This window comes from Vibrio sp. 10N.222.49.C9 (genome assembly GCF_041474985.1).
GTDB classification, from domain to species: domain Bacteria; phylum Pseudomonadota; class Gammaproteobacteria; order Enterobacterales; family Vibrionaceae; genus Vibrio; species Vibrio crassostreae_C.
In genome coordinates, this window is sequence record NZ_JBFRVD010001331.1 from 1 (window position 1) to 334 (window position 334).

The following is a 334-nucleotide window of genomic DNA, read 5'->3' on the forward strand; positions in this document are numbered from 1 at the left end:
TCATTACAGTCTGAGCTCCAGAATCTATGGGTACGCTTCAGCACTTCATAATCCATTCGGCCACCGCCAGAAGAACATGATTCTATTTCTACCTCAGAATGAGCGACTCTAAGCTTATCCACCAGACGGTAGAAGGCTAACGTTTGCTCTCTAACCCCAGCCTTTTCTTCATGGCTTGGTTGAAGCAACTCTCTGTTCATATCCCATTTAATGTAGGCGATATTGTTCTGGCTCAGTAGGCCATCAAGACAACGATACAAGTAATCAAAACACTCAGGGATTTGCAGGTTAAGCACCAATTGGTTACGCCCAGTAGTCAGTGGGTAGCCCGATG

1 protein-coding gene is annotated in these 334 nt (G+C 45.8%); it reads right to left on the minus strand.

Annotated features, from left to right (window positions below; genetic code table 11):
• Nucleotides 1-334 (minus strand): alpha-galactosidase (locus AB4585_RS28155; protein WP_372172061.1); only part of this gene is annotated, 334 nt, incomplete at both ends.